This is a genomic window from Pseudoalteromonas sp. XMcav1-K, assembly GCF_044005875.1.
GTDB lineage: Bacteria > Pseudomonadota > Gammaproteobacteria > Enterobacterales > Alteromonadaceae > Pseudoalteromonas > Pseudoalteromonas spongiae.
Map to the genome: position 1 here is coordinate 25325 of NZ_JBIPJE010000018.1, position 20250 is coordinate 45574.

Consider the following 20250-nt stretch of genomic DNA (forward strand, 5'->3'; position numbering starts at 1 on the left):
TTAACAAAGGCATATAACAATTTAATATCGACCAATTGGGTCGTTTTTCTGACGCGCCACGGGGTATTTTTATCATTGTACCAGTTCTACCACACTAACTAACTTGTTGCTACAGATAAACTTTTAATCATTATAGAAATTGTGAAAAGGACAAAAGCGACCAAATGGGTCGTTTTCTTGAATATAGGTGAAACTCATAGCAACTGGAGATAAAATCAGTATTGAAAAATAATTTTCTAATGACCGCTTTTCGCTCAATTACGACCTTGAAGGCTGCCACTGAGAAAAACTTCCCCCTTAAATCAAACCTGAAAGCAAAATTTAAATGAATAATGCGAGACAGGGAGCGTAGCGGTCGAGCAAGCCATGCTGAGGCATGGATGCCGATTCATGGCGTTTATGTTCACATTTAAATTATGTTTGAAGAATCAGTTTGATTTCTGGGGCGGCTTTTTCTTGGTTCGTTCTTTTTGGCCGTGTAGATTCAATTAATCAGTGCAACACTTTATTTAATCATAAAAGTGGAGCCAGTTAATGAGTAATAGTTCAGCTGTTCGTTTTACCGATAAAGAAAAAGATGAAGTTTGGCGAAGATGGAAGTCTGGTGAATCTTTGAGTGCTATCGGCAATATATTGGGACGCAAAGCACCTTCAATTTATCATGTTTTATCTAAATATGGTGGTGTAAAACGCTTTAAACGAAAACGCTCTAAGAATCACCTATCTTTAAATGAGCGAGAAGAAATATCACGAGGTATAGCTCAAAATAAGTCTTTTAGGGTAATTGCTAAAGAACTCAAACGAGCGCCTTCGTCTATAAGTAGAGAAGTATCACGTAACGGCGGCATTCATAAATACAGGGCTTGTACCGCTGACGATAAAGCTTGGAAACGTGCTAAAAGACCTAAACTTTGTAAACTAAAATTAAATCAAGAACTCGCATTATTAATAGCTGATAAGTTAAAAAATTTGTGGTCACCTGAACAAATCGCTGGTTGGCTAAAATTACAATATCCAAATGATAAGAGTTGGCACGTGTCTCACGAAACAATCTATAAAAGCTTATATATCCAAACTAGGGGAGTATTGAAAAAAGAGTTACTTAAATGCCTTCGCTCAAAGCCAAGAATAAGAGGAACTAGAACTAAAGAAAAAAACAAAAGAGGTCATATTCAAGAGCTAGTTTCAATTAGTGAACGCCCCGCTTCGATTGAAGATAGGGCTATACCAGGTCATTGGGAAGGTGACCTTATTGAAGGCAGTCAAAAAAGCTATATAGCAACATTAGTTGAAAGGCAAACTAGGTATGTATGTCTTGTTAAAGTAAAAAATAAAAGCACGCATAATGTCATTCCTCAACTAATAAAACATGCTCAAAAATTACCTAGTAGTTTATATAAATCGTTGACTTGGGATCGAGGTACAGAGCTCAAAGGTCATAAAACGTTTTCAGAACAAACAAATATTGATGTGTACTTTTGCGATCCTCAAAGTCCTTGGCAGCGAGGCTCAAATGAGAATACTAATAGATTGTTAAGACAATACTTCCCGAAGGGTACAAATTTATCAATATATTCTCAGGAGGAATTAGATGATGTAGCACAAGCACTTAATAGTCGACCGAGAAAAACTCTTGGATTTTGTACACCGTTAGACAAATTTAGAGAGTGTGTTGCATTGACTGATTGATCACACACGTTTAAAAAGAATGAACGAGCGCATCATGGATGATGCGAGATAACAATCAAGGATGAATGCTGCTTTGCACAAGGCTATCAATATGCCCAATGCCGATTACCAATTCCATCCCCATTCAATCTCCTCTACAATTTAACCAATACCCACAAACCCATAGGCTCATAATTTGAAAATTCACTTTTTAGGTACGTCTTCAGCGTGCCCTTCACTTAATCGCAATGTTAGTGCTACTGCGGTGAGTTTTGACTCGACTAAGTCTTGGTTGCTGGTGGATTGTGGTGAGGGGACGCAGCATCAAATTTTAAAAAGTGAACTGGCGAGCTACCACTTATCGGTGATTTTAATTACCCATTTACATGGTGATCATTGTTATGGCTTGCCGGGGTTAATTGCCTCTATTTCGTTGGCGGGGCGAAAAGAGCCTGTACATTTAGTGGCACCTAAAGCGGTAATTGATTTTGTATTAAGCGCGCTTAAATTTACTCAAATGGAAACGGGGTTTGAGTTAATTTGCCGTGAAATTGAAGCGATAGATCACGGCCTTGATTTTAGTTTTTGTCAAGTGTCTATTCACCCATTAAAGCACCGCGTACCGAGTGTTGCCTTTAAAATAACGGAGCAAAATATTCCGCGAAAACTGCATCTTGATAAGTTGGCTAATGACGGCATTGCCACGGGTAGCCATTATAACTTGCTGCAAAAAGGGCACGATGCGGAATACCAAGGTAAGTTGTTACGTACAGAAGAATATAGCTTTCCTAGCTGGCAGCCGCGCAAGGTGATTATTTGTGGAGATAACGAAAAGCCAGCATTGTTATCCAATGCCGTTGAAGATATCGACTTATTGGTTCACGAAGCGACATTTACTCACAGTGATTTACATAAAGTTGGGTTGCATACCGGGCACAGTGATGCCAAACGCATTGCTGAATTTGCCGAGTTGTATCAGATCCCGCGTCTTGCGCTGTTTCATTTTTCAAGCAGATATCACGGCGAAGGCATGCTAGAACCGCTAGAAAATGAGGCAAAACGATACTACTTTGGTGAGTTAATATTGGCTTTTGATGGCTTAGTCGTTGAAATTGACAAACAAAAGAACGCGTAAAGTGAGTTGTCATAGAAATGACCTGTCACCCAATGGCTAAATGGTTTAAAATAAAAGCACTTTCATAGACAGTGCGAATTCATGCCAAAAAAAGATCCTTATTTAGACCGCGAACAACAAAAGTACGATAATCCAGTACCGAGTCGAGAGTTTATTCTTGATCACATCAGCAACCGAACTAAACCTGCAAATTTTGCCGATTTATGCGGCGAGCTTAATGTATTTGAAGAAGAGCGCCAAATTGCGCTAAAACGTCGTTTACGCGCAATGGAGCGTGACGGGCAGTTACTTTTTAATAAGCTAAAATGCTACTGCATTCCAGATAAAGTCGGTTTAGTAAAAGGTAAGGTTATTGGTCATCGCGAAGGGTTTGGCTTTTTAGAGCTGGATGAAGGCGGTAAAGATTGGTTTATTCCAAAACACCAAATGGAGCAAGTGCTGCATGGTGATCGTGTTTTAGCAAAACCTGCTAACATGGGTAAAAATGGCAAATGCGATGCGCGTATTGTGCGTGTACTTGAGGGCGATAGAGCGCCGATTATTGGCCGTTTTTTCCGTGAGCACGGCATGGCCGTTGTGGTAGCGGAAGATCCTCGCATTAGCCAAGATATTATGATTTTGCCGGGCTTTGAAGGTGATGCGAAGCACAATCAAATGGTGCAAATCGAAATCACTCAGCGCCCAAGTAAACGTATGAATGCGCTTGGTAAAGTGATTGATGTACTTGGTGAACATATGGCTCCAGGTATGGAGATTGAAGTTGCGCTACGTAATCACGACATTCCAAATCAATGGCCAAAAGACCTTGAGCAGCAAATTGCTGGCCTAACCGACGAAGTGCTTGAAAAAGACAAAGAAGGGCGCATCGATTTACGTCATTTACCATTGGTGACTATTGATGGGGAAGACGCCCGTGACTTTGATGATGCGGTATTCTGCGAAGCGAAAAAGTCAGGTGGTTGGCGTTTGTGGGTCGCGATTGCCGATGTATCGCACTATGTTAGCAAAAACAGCCCATTAGATCGTGAAGCAATTCAACGTGGTAACTCGGTGTACTTCCCGTCAGAAGTTATTCCAATGTTGCCAAAAGTGCTGTCTAACGGGTTATGTAGTTTAAATCCGAAAGTAGACCGCCTGTGTATGGTGGCTGAAATGACGGTATCACAAACGGGTAAATTGTCAGGCTATCGTTTTTACCAAGCCGTGATGAATTCGCACGCACGCTTAACTTACACCAAAGTGGGTGAGTTATTGGGTGGCGATGAAAATGCATTAGGTAAAGAAAATGCAGCGCTTGTGCCGCATATTCGCGAATTACACTTAATGTATAAAACGCTGAAAGCAGCGCGTTTAGAGCGCGGCGCTATTGAGTTTGAAACCAAAGAGCCGAAATTTATTTTTAACGCGCAGCGTAAAATCGAATCAATTGTGGCACTTAGCCGCAACGATGCACATAAATTGATCGAAGAGTGCATGATTTTAGCGAACGTTGCCGCCGCCAAGTTATTAGAAAAACACGAAGCGCCAGCGCTTTACCGTGTGCATGATGAGCCTGATCCTGAAAAGCTAATGAACTTTAGCCAGTTTTTAGGTGAGTTGGGTATTGAAGTAACTATGCCGCAAGAGCCAACGCCAAAAGAAGTGGGCGAGTTATTTGACCGATTAGAAAAGCGCCCTGAAATTGAGCTTATTCAAACCATGTTGTTACGCTCAATGAAGCAAGCGGTGTATCAGGCTGATAATATTGGCCACTTTGGCTTGGCGTTAAAAGCCTATGCGCACTTTACTTCGCCAATTCGCCGTTACCCTGATTTAGTTGTGCACCGCGCAATTAAAGCCGTTATTAAAGAGCAGGGGCAAAAAACATCGGGTGAATATGCCTATATTCAAGATGAGGTCGATCAGCTAGGCGAGCAATGCTCAATGACTGAACGCCGCGCAGACGATGCCACCCGTGAAGTGGCTGATTGGCTTAAGTGCGAATTTATGCAAGACCGCGTAGGCGAAGTATTCAGTGGTGTGATTTCATCGGTGACAAACTTTGGCTTATTTGTGCGCTTAAACGACTTATATATCGACGGTATGGTGCATGTTACGTCACTTGGCAACGACTACTATCATTTCGACGGTAAAAAGCATTGTTTAATAGGTGAAAATAGCCGCAAAGTATTCCGTATGGGTGATGCTATTGATGTGCAAGTAGCCTCTGTTAGCCTTGATGATCGCCGCATTAATTTAACGCTAGGTGAAGAAGTAGGGCAAGACCGCTATTCACGTCGTCGTGCCCAAAAAGCTGTAAATGAAGCGAGCAGTGTGCGCGACCAGCTACGTGCAGGTGCGATTCCTGAAAAAGGCAAAGGTAAGGGCAAACCAAAACCTGCGGGTAAATCATCAGGTAAGCCGACCAAGAAAAGCAAAGCAGGTAAAAAGTCTGCTAGCAAAACCAAATCAAAAGCTTCGGCTGCTAAAAAGCGTCCGGGTAAAAATGCAAGAAAACGTGCTAAGAGCTAATTAAATGAGTAACGAATTAATTTTTGGCTTTCACTCAGTGGAAGCAATTTTAAATAAAGAACCAGAGCGCTTTATCGAAATTTATGCGCTAAAAGGCCGCGAAGATAAACGCCTTAATCCAATTATTAACTTAGCGCGTCAATTCGGTGTGTCTATCCAATTTATGCAGCGTAAAGCACTCGATGATAAAGCCAAAGGTGAACAGCATCAGGGGATTATTGCCCGCGTAAAAGAGGGTAAAAAGTACAACGAGAAAGATCTCGACCAGATCATTGCCAATAGCGATACGCCATTTTTATTAGTACTTGATGGCGTAACTGACCCGCATAACTTAGGTGCGTGTTTACGTAATGCTGATGCCGCAGGTGTAGATGCGATTATTGTACCGAAAGATAAATCAGCCAAACTGAATGGTACCGCGCGTAAAGTTGCCTGTGGTGCGGCAGAAACGGTTCCTTTAGTGCAGGTAACAAACCTTGCTCGCACCCTGCGTGATATTAAAGAAATGGGTGTTTGGGTTGTTGGTACTGCTGGCGAAACAGATGTTGAAGTATTTGATGCTAAGCTAACAGGCCCAATGGCAATTGTAATGGGCGCAGAAGGCTCAGGTATGCGTCGCTTAACCCGTGAGCACTGCGATGAGCTGGTTAAAATTCCAATGGTCGGTACAGTTTCAAGCTTAAATGTATCGGTGGCAACGGGTATTTGTTTGTTTGAAGTACTGCGCCAACGACGCGCGTAAATACAGTTTACTCGCTTGGTAAAAAGGTCGCTTAGCGGCCTTTTTTTGTTATTAAACAGTGACCTTTTTAAGATAACAGTCTATATATTTTAAAGTTGAACTTTAAGCCATGGAACTGTTTATGTCACTGCACCAATTAATTTATCAAAGTAGAGAGTCGCGAAAGCTAACAAATCAAGATTTTACGGATTTGCTGGTGGTTGCTCGTCGTAATAATGGCAATCAGCATATAACAGGCTGTTTGTTTTACAACGGTGGTTGGCTGTTACAGGTGTTGGAAGGAGAGCATGCTCAACTTAGTTCACTTTATGAAAAAATAATGAAGGATGACAGACATCAGGACTGTAATTTAATGTACTTCGAGCCTGCAGATAAACGCGTGTTTTCTAAATGGAACATGGGAATGATTAATTTGGAAGTAGAAAAAGACAGTAAATATTCAGAACTTAAGAGAGAAATGGAACATTTTTCATCTGGTAGCGTAGCAATTCCACTTGCAATCAAGTTATTACGTATTTTTTCGAATGATTTTGAACCAAAATCAATTTGAGCTAGAAACGTTTTCATATCACTAATAAAAAGCCGCGTAATTGCGGCTTTTTAAATTAATACTTAGCTATTTCGTTAATCTTCTAGGTAAACAATTTCACCTAAGTTAAGTGATTCAAGTTCCGCTTTAATTTTTGCCACATCACCCACAATAACCCATGTCATTTGGTCTTGTTTGATAAGGCCTTTAGCTTGTTGTTTCACGTCACTAAGTGTGGTGCTTTTTACTTTTGAACCATATTGCTCAAGGTCAGATACATCTTTGCCTCGCTTATATGCGCTTGATAGCGAGCCAAGTAACGACCACTTTTTCTCGTAACGACCTGGTAGTTTAGCAACCTTGTTACTGACAACTTTATTTAGCTCTTCGTCAGTGGCTGGTTTTTTACCAGTGTAGTTTTCTAGTTCTTTTAAGATCTCTTGAATCGACTCTTTGGTTTTGTCGGTTTGCACTGGCGCATAAACAAAGAACGGAGACTGCCCTTTATAGTCAAGTAATGCAGAGCGAGCACCGTATGACCAACCTTTATCTTCACGCAGATTCATATTAATACGTGACGTAAATGAACCGCCAATAATGGTGTTCATAATATCCAGCTTAATATCTTGATCAGTGGCTAAACTATTGCGATCCGGGCCAAGTAAACCGGCAACAATCAGTGATTGTGGCGTATCTGGCTTGTCGATTACATATACTTTAGCTGTTTGTGCCGGTGTTACCTGCGTTAGGCTTACCGCTGGTTTTGCAGTATTTGGCGCCTTCCAGTCAGCCAACGTAGTATTTAGTGTTGTGGTTAGCTCATCCATTGAAATATCGCCAACCACAACTAAGCGTGCGTTATCAGGGCGTAACCAAGTGTTTTTGTAATTAACTAAGTCGTCACGAGTGAAACTGTTAACGGTTGCTGCGTAACCCGAGCCTGTTAAAGGTTGCGAATATGCGTGATTTTCGCCGTATAAACGTGGTGGCAGTTCACGCAATGCATTGCTCATTGGTGTTGATTTTTCTTTTTTGATGCCGTCAATCGTGAGTTTACGAATACGCTCAATATCTTGCTCGTTAAATGCAGGGTTAAGTATCGCTTGTGAAAATAACTCAGCACTGCGCTGCCAATTCACTTTTAATGCACTTAAACTAACATCAGCGTTATCTAAACTTGCACCTGAATAAAGTGACGCGCCAATTTTTTCAAGTTCTGCAGCCAGCTCTAAGCTTGATAATTCATTGGTGCCTTCGCGCAGCATTTTCATTGTAAAGAGTGCAAGGCCAGCTTTATCGTCGGTAGTTGATGAGAAGCCACCGTCAAAATTAAGTTCCATATTGATACTTGGCGTGTCAGAACGCTGTGCCAATACAACTTCTAAACCATTGTTTAAGCGCGCAGTTTGTACTTCAGGTAGCTTGAGTTCAGGTAATGAATCAACGCTTGGTACTTTACTTCTATCTGCGCCTGTTTGGTTGTGTGAAAGCTTTTCAAACGGTTCGATTGTTAGTACAAAATCACCATCAGTTAACCATTTTTTACCTGCTTGTTGAATATCAGCAGGGGTTGCGGCGTTTTGAATCGCCTCTTGTTTTTTATAGAAAACAGGGTCGCCGTGGTAAACCATGCCTGATGCTAGAATGTCTGACTTGCCACCAAAACCACCAACGCCTTCAACATTTTTTACCCAGCTTGCCGCATTTGAGAATTTAATACGGTTTAGTTCTTCGTTTGTAGGGCCTTCATCCAGTAGTTTCGCAAGTTCTTCATCAATAATCGCTTCTACTTCGTTTAAGTTTGCACCCGGTAGCGTATCAACACCAATCATAATTTGACCCGCCATAGTGCGAGTGTAGTTAAAGGCAAATGCCATTGATGCTTTTTGCTCTTGATAGACTAGGCGCTTATAAAGGCGACTGTTTTTTCCACCGGCAAGTACATCTGCAAGCAGTGATAAATACTCGCTATCAGCGGTACCTTTTTCAGCGGTATTCCATACTTTAACAATACGAGGACTCGGCACGCGGTCTTGCATTGTCATACGTTTAGTGCCAGTACGCTTAGCCACCCATGCATCAATTTGTGCAACTGGCTTACCTGGTTTGATGTCGCCAAAGTACTTGTTAACTTTTTCTTTTGCGGTTGCCACGTCAATGTCACCAGCAAGCACTAGTACGGCATTGTTAGGGCCATAATAATCTTTAAACCACTGGTGCACATCATCAAGTGACGCCGCATTTAAATCTTCCATTGAGCCGATGACAGACCACGAGTAAGGGTGACCTTTCGGGAATGTATTTTCCGCTACCGCTCCCCACATTTTGCCATAAGGGCGCGCTTCACCTTGGCGTTTTTCATTTTGTACGACACCGCGCTGTTCATCGAGTTTTTCTTGGGTAATGGCGCCAAGTAAGTGACCCATGCGATCAGATTCCATCCAAAGCGCCATATCTAATGCTGTGGTTGGTACGTTTTGGAAGTAGTTTGTACGGTCGTTGTTTGTAGTACCGTTTTGTTCAGTTGCACCGGCTTTTTCGAATGGACCAAAATACTCATCGTTATAGTTTTCAGTACCGTTAAACATTAAGTGTTCGAATAAATGGGCAAAACCAGTTTTGCCTAATTTTTCATGCTTTGAGCCAACGTTATACCAAACGTTTACAGCGACAATCGGTGCTTTTCGGTCTGTGTGAACAATAACTTTTAAGCCATTATCCAGTGTAAAAGAGTCATAACTTACGTCAACACTCGGTAAGTTAATTGCAGTGCTTGTTGATTGCGCTTGAGTCGAGGATGAGCTTGTACTGTTACAGCCTGAAAGTGCTAAAGATACAGCGACGGTAAGTGCCGTTAAAGTGAGTTTTTGCATTAATACTATCCTTAGAAAATTAGAGTACGTTGCACTGAGATGTGTGGAGTTATTTTACTTTTGATGCTGCGGACTCTAATAGCAAACGCCAAGCGCTGTTAGTTGTTAAGAAAACTAATTATCACGCCCTGATTTATTCCATTAAAGACAACGGCATTACGCTACAGTAACAACTTAGGTCAATATGCCTTTAGCTATAAAACACTAAGCGAAATTGAATTGCAAGGCTATGATTTAACAGATGTAAACAGCTTGGAAACAAAATAGAGCAGACAGCAGATATAACTAGCGTGCTTAAACTAAACTTTCAACAAGGGACTGAGTCTTGGTATAATAGTAAATTCACTGTCGCTTTGAGAATGATGTATGTTCAAGTTTATTGTTAAATTACACCCAGAAATATCGATTAAAAGTAAATCGGTTCGCAAACGTTTTACCAAGCTTTTAGCATCGAATGTTAAAAACATGGTTATTCGCGTTCATGAAGATGCGAAAGTAATTCAAAACTGGGACAACATCGTAGTGATGTGTAAAAGCCAAGATGAAGAGATTCGCCTTGGTTTAATCGATACCCTAAAGCGCGTGCCGGGTATTGTGCAATTTATTGAAGTACAAGAAACCACATTTGAATCTTTAGATGATATTTATCAAGTTGCACTTGAGCTTAACAAAGAGCGTTTAAAAGGCAAAACCTTCTGCGTACGTTGTAAACGTCAAGGTAAGCATGACTTCACCTCAAGCGACGTAGAGCGTTACGTTGGTGGTGGTTTAAATCAGAATGTTGAAGGTGCACAGGTAAAACTGCAAAAACCTGAAATTACGGTAAAAGTAGAAGTTAAAAATGAATTTGCTTACGTCGTCAAAGAAACGCATTTAGGTTTAGGTGGCTTTCCGCTTCCGACTCAAGAAGATGTATTAAGCTTAATGTCGGGCGGTTTTGACTCGGGTGTTGCAAGCTACTTAATGATGCGTAAAGGCGCACGTACTCACTTCTTATTCTTTAATCTTGGTGGTGCAACACACGAGATTGGCGTTAAGCAAGCAAGTTACTATTTGTGGAAACAATTTAGCTCAACGCACCGTGTAAAGTTTATTAAAGTAGACTTTGAACCGGTTGTTGCTGAAATTCTAGAAAACATCGAAAACAGCCAAATGGGTGTGGTACTTAAACGTATGATGATGCGTGCTGGTAGTGCAATTGCGCAAAAGCTGGGCATTGATGCGTTAGTTACAGGTGAAAGTCTAGGCCAGGTATCGAGCCAAACTTTAGCAAACTTAAATGTGATTGATCGCGTAACAGAAACGCTAATTTTACGCCCGCTTATTCAACACGATAAGCAAGAAATCATCGATATTGCTCGTAGCATAGGTACTTCTGAAATGGCTGAAGCCATGCCTGAGTTCTGTGGCGTTATTTCAAAAAAGCCAACGGTAAAAGCTAAGCTTGATAAGATCATTGCAGAAGAAGAAAACTTCGATTTTGATGTGCTTGATACGGTTGTAAATAATGCGCGTATTATGTGCATTAAAGAGATTGAAGCGGAAACTAAAGAAGAAGTTAAAGAAGCTGAATCGGCAGCTGAATTACCAAAAGGCGCGATCGTAATTGATATTCGTTCGCCGGAAGAAGAAGACAACGATCCGTTAGAGCTTGATGGTATTGAAGTTAAACACTTACCGTTTTATAAGTTAGCAACACAGTTTGGTGATTTACCAAAAGGTGAAGACTATTACCTCTATTGTAAAAAGGGCGTAATGAGCCAATTACAAGCGCTGATCTTACATGAAGAAGGCTACACTAACGTTAAGGTGTACCGTCCTGAATAAGCGCTAAAAAGCGAGAGTTAAATGGGGTTGAATAGCAATATTCAGCCCCTTTTTTATGGATGTAACCACAGATACTGTCGATTTCGCTTTGCTGCTGTTTAAATACGTCGCGATTCATTGAAGAGTAGTTTTGCGAAGTTGCGCGCATTACCCAGTAGGCACTGTCAAGCGCGCTACTAAGTGATATTTCCACCCCTTCTTTATTAGCAATAAACACCGCTTCATTGATCAAACCGATAATTTCGCTGGCATATTGTGGTGCGATAAGCGCGCCGTTTTTAACTTGATATACTGCAGTTAAAGGGTTTATCGCAATATTAATAATCAGTTTTTGCCACAGTAATGCGTTAATGTTTTGCTCTATGGTGATATTTGGTATGGCTGTTAAAAGATGCTCGATTGTTGGTGTTTTTTCGGTGTTAGCGTTTAATGCGCCAATAAAACTAGCGCCAAAGCCAGTGTGTGCTATCGCAAAATCTGCATGCTTAAGTGCAGCCATGCTGGTGGTTAAGAAAAACAGATTCTGTGTCGTGAGCGCTTGGTTAATTTCCGTCAAGTTGGGCATGCCATTATGGCTCAATATCACGGTGGCGCCGGTGCTTATTTTATTTTGCAGTTGAGCTAAAACGTTGGCGACTTGGTAAGACTTGGTTGGAATAAAGAGGTTATCGATAGAGTCTATTTGATCAATCGTTACGGTTTCGAGCGAGAATGTTTCAACCGACTGGTCAAGCGCTGTAACCGTTATGTGCGCTGAGTTTTTGGTTTTACTGCGTACAATCAGTTTGATATCAAATGCTGTGCGCAGCAATCGGGCGAACAATAAACCAATGGCGCCGTGGCCAACAATATACAGCTTAGGCTTGTTCACTTTCTTTCGCTTTTGAATAGCGTTTATGCCATATAGCACTGATGATTAAGTAACTAAGAATACCTGCAACATCAGCAACAAAGTCAGCAAATGAAGCTTGGCGATGAGGAAGCATACCTTGCACGTATTCCACACCAGCACCATACGCTGCCAAAATTACAATATATAACCAGAACGGCGCTTTTACCGCGCGTTTTAAAAAGCCTGTTAACACAAAAAACACAGCGAAGTGAGCAATCTTATCGATGTGCGAGATGCTAACTAGCGATGACTTTACTTCTTTAAAAAAGAGCAGGCTGCAGGCAATAATAAATACAATAAACAATGCCTGATAAATACGTCGGCTCACACAAAACTTCCTCAAAATCACGAATTTCGAGTATAACAAATAGCATTGCGTGAAAATATGAAAAATTTGTAAGTTTAATTATGCGCTTTATAATACCAACCCAATTAAAAAGCTAATCATGCTTGCAGCTAAATTTATCGGTGTAGAGTGGCTACATAAATTAAATTCTGCCTTGTTAGCATTTCATTTATCCAGCGCTATATCTGATCACATATTTAACAGAATTGGTATAATCGCACCATTAGCACATAACGGAGATAACTATGCCTTCATTTGATATCGTTTCTGAAGTGGAAATGACTGAAGCAAAAAACGCGGTTGATAATTCAAATCGTGAATTAGATACGCGTTACGATTTTAGAGGTGTTGAAGCCTCATTTGAATTTGGTAAAGAGATTATCACGATGAAAGCTGATTCAGATTTTCAGCTTAATCAGATGTTTGATATTTTAGCGGCAAAAGCAGTAAAGCGCGGCTTAGATGTTAAAAGCTTTGAAGTAAAAGATGTGGTTCACACGGGTAAAACGTATTCTCAGCAAGTGTTTATCAAGCAGGGCATAGAAAAAGACATTGCCAAAAAAATTGTGAAGCTGATTAAAGACTCAAAAGTAAAAGTACAAGCTGCGATTCAAGGTGAAGAAGTGCGCGTAACAGGTAAAAAACGCGATGACTTACAAGCTATTATGCAACTCGTTCGCGAAGCTGAATTAGGGCAACCGTTCCAGTTTAAAAACTTCCGCGATTAATCGGTGGGTTTTCAAAATCACCAATTATTTTGGTGATGTAAATTAAAAAAAGAGCCACAAATGTGGCTCTTTCTTTATGGTGTAATCTTAACTTCGTCTGCGTAAGCTAATTAGGGTGAGAAGCCCTAACATTGCAAATAAACTACCGCTTGAAGAACTTGATGTTGCTTCAGTAGTTGGAGGAGCAATGTTTTTAACAGTTACTTGAACACTTGCTGTGCTCGTTAGTAATTGGTCGCTCACTGTAACTTCAAATGTAAGTACTTGATCGCTATCAACGCTAGGTGCTGTGAAAACTAAGTTTGCCTCATCTGTACTGGTTAAATTCACTGCCGGACCACTGGTTTGTTTCCAGTTGTAATAAAGTTCATCACCATCTGGGTCGCTCGATTCTGCGGTTAACGTGACCGTTGCACCTTCATTTACTGATAAATCATTACCGATTGTAACTACCGGTGCTTGATTTGAACGCTTGATATCAATTGAAATATGAACACCTGAAGAGCCCTTACCGTCAGATACCGACACAAATAACTTAATAGCGGTATCACTTACTACATCTGGTGCTGTAAAACTGAGAGTGTTGCTGGCATTACCTGCTAAATCAATTGCAGGGCCTGAGATTTGTTGCCACTCATAGGTTAGTGCATCGCCGTCTTCATCTGTCGCGGAGACGGAAATAGTCACTAGCTCATTAGCTAATACTGATTGAGGTGCATCAATTTCGACAACTGGAAGCTTATTTACATTGATAACGTTTACAGTGATGTATGCGGTTGTACTACCTTTGCCATCATCTGCTGTGAGCGAGAATGTTAAGCTTTCGTCTGCTTGCACTTGCGGTGCGGTAAAGCTTAGGTTTGCACTTGTGCTATCTGCAATTGCCACTTCAGTACCTGATATTTGCTGCCAAGCTAGCGTGATAGGATCGTTATCAGCATCGCTTACAGTTGCGCTTAGCGCCACAGCTTCGCCTTCGGTAACATAATGAGTGGTTTCAAGTTGAATAATCGGTAGTAGGTTGTTGTCTACCGTATCTTCAACTTCAAGGTAATCAAGATAATGTGAAATCAGCGCAGACTTACTGCCAGCAGATAAGTGACTTAGTGAGCAAGTATTCACAATTAGTTTGCTGTTATTGATAGCACCTTGAATGCCACACGGGCCAAACTCATTTTTCCATTTACCTTCAATGTCATCATAAAACACACCTTTCGCGTTAAGAAAGGTTGTTGCATTTTGTTGTGTAATAAACTCAGAGCTTGGCGGTGAGATGCTATCCTCAGCAATGATAGTTTGGCTCACGGTTTGCCCATTATTAAGCGCGATACTTTCCACTTGCTCTACACGAACATCGGTGTTGGTTACCGTTAAATCGAGTGTATTGCTAAGTTCAGGCGATAGGCTAAGGACATTTTCACCGGCAATAATAAGCTTGCTGTTAAAGCGCGAGTAGTTATCAATAAATGATACTTCTTCACTGGTTGCTTTACGGTCACGGCCGAATGCTTGCAGTGTGCCATCGTCGAGTCTATTCCAAGGCGTGCGAGACTCACCAAAATCGACAGAGACAAATTTAAAGTTGGTGCTGGTTAGCGGGAATAAAAAGTCTGAATAGTAAACAGGCAAGGTCAAGCTATCGTAAACTTGTTTTGTTTCCGCATTTAATGAGTGATCTAAATGAAAGTGCACTGCTGAAGATTCACCGTTGTATGCGAATACTTTCAAGTATTCAGCGCTTTTATAACCTTCTGCGGTAACGGCATTAATCTGCAAGTTTAGTTGGCCATTCTCAGTAATAAGCTCTGCAAAATTCACGTCAAACGGTGCGGATAGTGTTTTTTTAAGTTCACCGTTAATTAACAATTCAACATGATCAACTTGAGATAAGTCGTCACTGCTAATGGTTGCTTGTGCATTGTGCGCAATCAGTGATTTATCGCTAATAGAACCGACTGAAATAGTCGCAATGCTAGGGTATACTTGTGCATTAAATGTAGCGGCATTGCCATCGGTATTGAGGTTTTGAATGTCTACGCCTGTATGTTTTGCGGCATAGTTTTTACTCGCTGGCAGGGTTTGAGGTGAAAAGCTATCACCCGTAGTAAATACATCGTTTTCATCAGCGTAGGCCGCAACTAGCTCAATTTCATTTAAATTATCAGCTTGAATGAGGCGAATAAGTTTGTTGTCAGAGTAGCTATTATCGTTGGCAAAGTAGCCCCAGCTATTGAGCTCTGAATTTATATGCCAAATATTTAAACCTTCAGCGTTTAAGTTTAAGTCGTTACCGCTTCTATCACGGTATTGCACAATAAAGTACTCGTCGTACTTATTGGTGGCACTTGTATCGCTGCGTAAAATAAGCGCATCTTGGTTAGTTGATGTGGCTGAAAGTTGATAGTTGGTATCTGAAGTTGATGCAAACTGCGGCGTCAGCCAGCCAAGTGCAAATTTACTAAATGCACTGTGATCTGAACTGTTATTATCCATCATATCCATGCCGCCTGTACCACCACGCGGACCAATGCTGTCATCGTAATCGTAGTAATCAGGCAGGCCAAGTGCATGGCCGGTTTCATGAATAAGTACAAGCGGTGAAAATGCTTGCCCTTCCGAATAGGCCAGCCATTGCCAAGAAATTGTGCTGATGGTTTTACCATCGACGGTAAATGAATTGTCGCCAAAACCTGAGAAAGTACCCCACCAAAGGCTTGCCCATTCGCCAGGAGGGCCGGTCCAAATCACCGCAACATAATCGATGTCGCCGTCGCCGTCGTTATCGTATTGGCTAAAGTCATGGCCAAGCGCATCGTGGTGTTCAATTGCTTCTTTGATGATTTGCTGCTTTACCTGTGCAGCGTTGGTACCATCGTCAAGCGGACGGTTGTACTCGGTTTTATACCAATCAAGTACATTACCTTGAATATCAAGTTTGTTATATGACGAACGCTGGTAAAATGCACGGTGGCTTTCAAACGGGAAACTGCTGGCGTTGCCCTCACCAAATATTTTACTGTTAATTGCGCTTTGAGAGTTGCTTTCATTGTGTAAGTAATCGGGAAATTCAACTAGCAGCACCAACATTTTAGGAGTGCCTAAACTCGGAAAATACCCTTCAAATGGGTTTGCTTCATCTGCTTTATTTTGCATTGTTCGCAGTTGCGGCAAATGGTGTAAACGCTGGTGGTTACCATATGATTTTGCTTGCAAAGCGCGCTGGCTAAACGTTTTTTCGGCTTTATAGCGTTTTAGCTGCTCTTGCGTGGGCGGTTGTAATGCACTTACGTGTAGAGTCAAAAATGCACTACAGGCAAGAAGTACCTTAGTTAACTGTTTCATAGTTGAATCCGTTACAAATCTATTGTCACTGTGTGAGTAATAAAGTTTACTCCTAAATGACCTTTTATAGAAACAATAAGGGAACAGTTTACCAGCTGTTTTTAGCGGTTTAGACTTCTAAAATTGACATTTTCACTTATCCCCTCCACAATACGCGCCTAAATTAATAGCCTATTGGTGCCGTTAAACTTTTGGTCTTTCGCTTCAGTAAAATAGCGGGTCAAACATAACAACGGATAATCGGGAAGTTGGTGCATAAGTCTTTGCCTTATTAAGTCCAACGCTGCCCCCGCAACGGTGATGTATTTTGTATTAAATAAAATGCTCAGCCCGGAGACCGGCCAATTGGTTTCTTAAAACGATTAACATTGTGCGGTGGGCACAAGGGGATAATATGTATCACAAATCTAAGTTAGGTTTGGCGCTTAGCCTTGCCTTGTCTTCTTCATTCGTTGCAGCTAACACAACTGACACTCAAACAGAGCATGATATTGAAACCATTGTTGTTACCGCGAATAAGCTTGAGCAATCAATTGACCAAACTCTGGCAAGCGTGCAAGTTATTGACCGTGCGCAAATTGAGCAATTAAATGTGCGTGATGTGTTAAGTGTGTTAGAAACGCAAGCGGGCATTCAAGTAAACCGTAATGGTGGGCAAGGGCAAAATGCGAGCCTATTTGTACGTGGCTTAGAATCTCGTTACTCGCTTATTTTAATTGATGGTGTGCGGGTAGGCTCAGCAACCTTAGGTTATAAAAGCTTATCAACTTTGCCATTAAATTCAGTTGAGCGTATTGAAGTAGTAAAAGGCTCTCGCGCAGCACAATATGGTTCTGATGCGTTAGCGGGTGTTATTAATATTATTACGCGTCAATCACAAGGCCACAGTATTGCATTAACGACAGGCTCTAATAGTTATGCGAGCTTAGAAGGTACGTCACGTTTTACTACGGAATACGTGGATATTGCGCTTAATGCAGGTTATGAGCGTACAGAAGGATTTGACGTATTAGAAAATGATGCAACAAACTTTGCCGATCCAGATAAAGACGGTTACGACAACTTAAACCTAGGGCTAAACCTTACTCATAATAATGCGTTGTTAGGTCAATTAGGTTTTATTGCTCAGTATTCAACGGGCGAAGTGGAGTTTGATAATTATTTTGATTATCAAGAGTCTTCATTAGATAAAACCGAATATGAAAACTACCATGTAAATGCTAATTGGTTTAAACAGTTAGGTGACTTTAGCCATAAAGTAGATGTTGCGTTTAGCCAAGATCAAGATGATACGTTTGGCACTAAACCAACTAGCCGCTTTGCAACAGAGCGTGTACAGCTAGATTATTTATCGACATATCAGTTATCTGAGCAAATCGACTTTAATGGCGGCTTAAACTGGCATCAAGACAAGATTGATACAACGAGCAGCTATGATGAGAAAAGTCGCAATGCTTATGCTGCATTTGTTGGCGCGTATTACGATGACGGCAACTTTTTAGCTAATGTGGCTGTGCGTCATGATGATTATGATGAAGTAGGTTCTGAGCAAACGTATAACATTGCGGGTGGTATTTACCTACATCAAGACGCAGTACTGCGTGTAAGTCAAAGCTCTGGCTTTAAAGCACCTACGTTCAACGATTTATACTACCCTGGTTCAGGTAACCCAGAGCTTGAAGCTGAAACATCAATTAACCGTGAGCTTGGCTTACGTATTGATTTTGATAGCCTAAGTGTGGATGTTGCGGCATTTCGTAACGAGCTAACCAATAAAATTGCGTGGGCACCAGCACCAACAGCGGATAACCCATATCGTTGGTCACCATTTAATATTGCTGAAGCACGTTATGAAGGCGTAGAGCTAACCACTAATTTTGCATTTTACGGTTTTGATAACACGCTTAATGTAAGCTATATCGACGCGCAGAAAGTGGATAGCTCACCGATCGCAGTTGAAAAATATAGTGACTTGCCATTTGTTGCAAAAGAAAATGTACGTTACAGCATCGCTAAGCAGTGGCAAGATTTAGATATTAATTTAAGTGTTGCGTATCAATCTGAGCAAAAATCGACGCTGATTACTAAAATCCCATCGCGCATTGTGTGGGACTTAGCTGCAAACTATCAAATTCAACAGCAATTAACGGTAAGTGCTCGTATCGAAAATCTATTTGATAAAGAGTACATTCCAAGTCAAGGTTATGGTGTAGATATCGATGGCGATTGGGTAAATGATGCGTTTTACCACTACAACGAAATTGGTCGTCAGTTATTTGTTGGTATCGCGTACGATTTTTAACTGAGATTCATTTTGTAAAAAAAAGCCGCAAGTTGCGGCTTTTTTTATTGCGCTAGTAATGTCGCATAATTAGCTGAGAACTTGGCTAATTTAGGGCCAATCATAATACTGCAATAAGGTTGATTAGGGTTATCGCGGTAATAGTCTTGGTGGTATGTTTCAGCACTATAAAAAAGTGTCGCAGGGCTTAGCTCAGTGACAATTTTGTCTGCAAAAAGTGCTTGCTGGCTCGCCAGCATTTTTAAGCTCGCTAGTTTTTGAACATCATCAAGATAAAAAATAACACTGCGGTATTGTGTTCCAACATCATTACCTTGGCGGTTTAATTGTGTTGGATCGTGTAACTCAAAAAAGACTTGTAATAGTGTTGAGTAGCTAATAACTTGCTCATCAAATTCAATTTTCACCACTTCGGCATGACCGGATAAGCCGGTACAAATATCTTGATAAGTTGGGTTATCTAAATGACCACCACTGTAACCTGATAGCACCGATTGCACGCCTTTTAAACGGCGAAATGCCGCATCAATACACCAAAAGCAGCCACCACCAAAAATTGCTGTTTGCATTATTGTTTAATCTATTTTCTTGTTAGTTGCGTAAAGATTAATACAGTTAGACAAGGGACGGCAAGATGAAACAAAGTTTAATTATTGGGGCGGGCGGCATAGGTTTAGCTGTTGCTGAGCTGTTATGCCAACAAGACGACGAACATAACATTACCATTATTACTAGCAATCCAACTCTTTTACGTGATAAACGCTTTAATGTGTTGTTAGTCGAAAACCACAGCGAACAGCAGGTAGCAAGCTGTTTAGCAACATTATCAATTAAGTTCGATTATGTCTTTTGTTGTTTGGGTTTATTGCACCAAGAGGAAATTCAGCCCGAAAAAAATCTATCACAATGGCGTGTTGATTCGGCAATGGCATTAATGCAAGCCAACGCATTTGCGCCGCTCACCTACTTAGTGCATTTGCAAAAGTTACTGACAAAAGAGTGTAAATTGGCATTTTTATCAGCGCGAGTCGGCAGCATAGGCGATAACCGTTTAGGTGGTTGGTACAGTTACCGTATGGCTAAAGCGGCACTTAATATGGCAATCAAAACCGCGAGTGTGGAACTGGCTCGAAGTAGCAATAAGGTATGTGTAATAGCCTTTCATCCGGGCACAACAGATACCAAGTTGTCTAAACCATTTCAACGTAATGTGCCTGAAAATAAATTGTTTACTGTACAATTTAGTGCGGAATGTTTAATTCGCTTGATGTTTCAGGTTAATGAAAAAGACAGTGGAAAATTCTTTGCGTGGGATGGGCAAGAAATAGAGTGGTAGCTAAGCTTAGCTACCACTC

At 41.1% G+C, this 20250-nt stretch carries 14 protein-coding genes and 1 riboswitch; of the genes, 9 read left to right on the top strand and 5 right to left on the bottom strand.

The annotated features are described in order from the left end of the window. Positions 1–534 precede the first annotated feature (534 nt). The 5 genes from ACHSBP_RS00905 to ACHSBP_RS00925 all read left to right on the top strand — a co-directional run bounded on the left by ACHSBP_RS00905 (position 535) and on the right by ACHSBP_RS00925 (position 6606). Positions 535–1689 carry an IS30 family transposase gene (locus ACHSBP_RS00905; protein ID WP_395387956.1) on the top strand — a complete coding sequence of 385 codons (1155 nt, stop codon included), beginning with the start codon at positions 535–537 and terminating at the stop codon, positions 1687–1689. A 175-nt stretch (positions 1690–1864) separates the two neighbouring features. Continuing rightward, entirely contained in the window at positions 1865–2803 is a 939-nt protein-coding gene (locus tag ACHSBP_RS00910) for a ribonuclease Z (RefSeq protein ID WP_010562066.1), read from the top strand. Positions 2804–2884: 81 nt separating this feature from the next. Next, positions 2885–5314 (top strand): ribonuclease R, encoded by a 2430-nt coding sequence (gene rnr / locus ACHSBP_RS00915; RefSeq protein WP_010562065.1) that lies wholly within the window; start codon positions 2885–2887, stop codon positions 5312–5314. Positions 5315–5318: 4 nt separating this feature from the next. Continuing rightward, positions 5319–6056 (top strand): 23S rRNA (guanosine(2251)-2'-O)-methyltransferase RlmB, encoded by a 738-nt coding sequence (gene rlmB / locus ACHSBP_RS00920; protein WP_010562064.1) that lies wholly within the window; start codon positions 5319–5321, stop codon positions 6054–6056. 121 nt (positions 6057–6177) lie between these two features. Next, positions 6178–6606, top strand: a complete 429-nt coding sequence (locus tag ACHSBP_RS00925; RefSeq protein ID WP_010562063.1) for a BLUF domain-containing protein — start codon at positions 6178–6180, stop codon at positions 6604–6606. 74 nt (positions 6607–6680) lie between these two features. Here the strand turns inward: ACHSBP_RS00925 and ACHSBP_RS00930 are convergent, their stop codons facing one another. After that, on the bottom strand, positions 6681–9458 hold the full coding sequence (locus ACHSBP_RS00930; protein WP_010562062.1) for a pitrilysin family protein: 2778 nt from the start codon (positions 9456–9458) through the stop codon (positions 6681–6683). Positions 9459–9824: 366 nt separating this feature from the next. Here ACHSBP_RS00930 and thiI point away from each other — a divergent pair, with 366 nt between their 5' ends. Continuing rightward, positions 9825–11285, top strand: a complete 1461-nt coding sequence (thiI, locus tag ACHSBP_RS00935; protein ID WP_010562061.1) for a tRNA uracil 4-sulfurtransferase ThiI — start codon at positions 9825–9827, stop codon at positions 11283–11285. Here thiI and ACHSBP_RS00940 read toward each other — a convergent pair. Together ACHSBP_RS00940 and ACHSBP_RS00945 are read right to left on the bottom strand one after the other, a co-directional pair. Then, entirely contained in the window at positions 11263–12156 is an 894-nt protein-coding gene (locus tag ACHSBP_RS00940; protein ID WP_010562060.1) for a ketopantoate reductase family protein, read from the bottom strand. The two genes, thiI and ACHSBP_RS00940, sit on opposite strands and share 23 nt — an antisense overlap. Beyond that, a complete protein-coding gene (locus ACHSBP_RS00945) occupies positions 12143–12505 on the bottom strand; it encodes a VanZ family protein (RefSeq protein ID WP_010562059.1) in 363 nt (120 codons plus the stop codon). The genes ACHSBP_RS00940 and ACHSBP_RS00945 overlap by 14 nt, the downstream gene beginning before the upstream one ends. Before the next feature lie 263 nt (positions 12506–12768). Here ACHSBP_RS00945 and ACHSBP_RS00950 point away from each other — a divergent pair, with 263 nt between their 5' ends. Beyond that, positions 12769–13251 carry a YajQ family cyclic di-GMP-binding protein gene (locus tag ACHSBP_RS00950; protein WP_100914137.1) on the top strand — a complete coding sequence of 161 codons (483 nt, stop codon included), beginning with the start codon at positions 12769–12771 and terminating at the stop codon, positions 13249–13251. A gap of 87 nt (positions 13252–13338) precedes the next feature. Here ACHSBP_RS00950 and ACHSBP_RS00955 read toward each other — a convergent pair whose 3' ends face one another. Next, a complete protein-coding gene (locus ACHSBP_RS00955) occupies positions 13339–16593 on the bottom strand; it encodes a M6 family metalloprotease domain-containing protein (protein ID WP_010562037.1) in 3255 nt (1084 codons plus the stop codon). Between the two features lie 162 nt (positions 16594–16755). Beyond that, a riboswitch (cobalamin riboswitch) is annotated at positions 16756–16954 on the top strand. A gap of 33 nt (positions 16955–16987) precedes the next feature. On the opposite strand from ACHSBP_RS00955, the gene ACHSBP_RS00960 reads away from it, so the two are divergent. Beyond that, on the top strand, positions 16988–18895 hold the full coding sequence (locus ACHSBP_RS00960) for a TonB-dependent receptor domain-containing protein (protein WP_395387957.1): 1908 nt from the start codon (positions 16988–16990) through the stop codon (positions 18893–18895). Positions 18896–18939: 44 nt separating this feature from the next. Here ACHSBP_RS00960 and msrA read toward each other — a convergent pair whose 3' ends face one another. Then, complete coding sequence (gene msrA, locus ACHSBP_RS00965) at positions 18940–19464, bottom strand: peptide-methionine (S)-S-oxide reductase MsrA (protein ID WP_395387958.1); 525 nt, start codon at positions 19462–19464, stop codon at positions 18940–18942. 65 nt (positions 19465–19529) lie between these two features. On the opposite strand from msrA, the gene ACHSBP_RS00970 reads away from it, so the two are divergent. Then, the gene (locus ACHSBP_RS00970) at positions 19530–20231 is read left to right on the top strand and encodes an SDR family NAD(P)-dependent oxidoreductase (protein WP_395387959.1); all 702 of its coding nucleotides are present in this window, start codon (positions 19530–19532) and stop codon (positions 20229–20231) included. The last annotated feature ends 19 nt before the right edge of the window (positions 20232–20250 follow it).

Excerpts from the sequence above, each read along its gene's own strand:
- ACHSBP_RS00905 (WP_395387956.1), top strand. The coding sequence starts at position 535 with ATGAGTAATAGTTCAGCTGTTCGTTTTACCGATAAAGAAAAAGATGAA.
- rnr (WP_010562065.1), top strand. The coding sequence starts at position 2,885 with ATGCCAAAAAAAGATCCTTATTTAGACCGCGAACAACAAAAGTACGAT.
- rlmB (WP_010562064.1), top strand. The coding sequence starts at position 5,319 with ATGAGTAACGAATTAATTTTTGGCTTTCACTCAGTGGAAGCAATTTTA.
- ACHSBP_RS00925 (WP_010562063.1), top strand. The coding sequence starts at position 6,178 with ATGTCACTGCACCAATTAATTTATCAAAGTAGAGAGTCGCGAAAGCTA.
- ACHSBP_RS00930 (WP_010562062.1), bottom strand. The coding sequence starts at position 9,458 with ATGCAAAAACTCACTTTAACGGCACTTACCGTCGCTGTATCTTTAGCA.
- thiI (WP_010562061.1), top strand. The coding sequence starts at position 9,825 with ATGTTCAAGTTTATTGTTAAATTACACCCAGAAATATCGATTAAAAGT.
- ACHSBP_RS00950 (WP_100914137.1), top strand. The coding sequence starts at position 12,769 with ATGCCTTCATTTGATATCGTTTCTGAAGTGGAAATGACTGAAGCAAAA.
- ACHSBP_RS00955 (WP_010562037.1), bottom strand. The coding sequence starts at position 16,593 with ATGAAACAGTTAACTAAGGTACTTCTTGCCTGTAGTGCATTTTTGACT.
- ACHSBP_RS00960 (WP_395387957.1), top strand. The coding sequence starts at position 16,988 with ATGTATCACAAATCTAAGTTAGGTTTGGCGCTTAGCCTTGCCTTGTCT.
- msrA (WP_395387958.1), bottom strand. The coding sequence starts at position 19,464 with ATGCAAACAGCAATTTTTGGTGGTGGCTGCTTTTGGTGTATTGATGCG.
- ACHSBP_RS00970 (WP_395387959.1), top strand. The coding sequence starts at position 19,530 with ATGAAACAAAGTTTAATTATTGGGGCGGGCGGCATAGGTTTAGCTGTT.